The organism is Halorubrum tibetense (assembly GCF_042661865.1).
GTDB lineage: Archaea > Halobacteriota > Halobacteria > Halobacteriales > Haloferacaceae > Halorubrum > Halorubrum tibetense.
The window spans coordinates 1-508 of sequence record NZ_JBHSWW010000746.1 but is presented as its reverse complement, the minus strand read 5'-3'; the positions used below and the strand labels follow the sequence as shown (position 1 = coordinate 508).

At 46.7% G+C, this 508-nt stretch carries 1 protein-coding gene; it reads right to left on the bottom strand.

What is annotated here, in order from left to right:
• Window positions 1-123 precede the first annotated feature (123 nt).
• On the bottom strand, window positions 124-508 hold a 385-nt coding region (locus tag ACFQEU_RS18085), incomplete at its 5' end, for an adenosylhomocysteinase (protein WP_379784418.1).

The window sequence follows — 508 nt, the reverse complement described above, 5'->3', positions numbered from 1 at the left end:
GGAAAAACTCAAAACTTATGCGAATGTCATCGCTCATTTTTAATATCCTGTGACTGGTGTTTAGCTACAGCTAACAGTGTATGTTTTTGCTTTTCCTGTTAGCTGTAAACTGTCTACTTCTTTTTAGTACTTGTAGCTTTCTGGCTTATAGGGGCCATCGGCTTTCACGCCGATGTACTTCGCTTGTGCGCTGGTTAATTTAGTCATCACGCCACCGAAGCCTTCCACCATGTCTTTGGCAACTTCTTCGTCGAGTTTCTTCGGCAATACTTTTACATAAATACCGGCGGCTTTATCGACGGCACTTAGGTCTGCGAACTTGCGATCAAACAAATACATTTGCGCGAGTACTTGGTTGGCGAAAGAGCCATCCATGATGCGTGACGGGTGACCGGTAGCGTTGCCGAGGTTAACCAAGCGACCTTCGGACAGCAGTAGTAAGTGGTCGCCGTTGGCTGCGTCTTTTGAAGCCGCGCGATAAATCTTATGTACTTGCGGCTTCACTTCT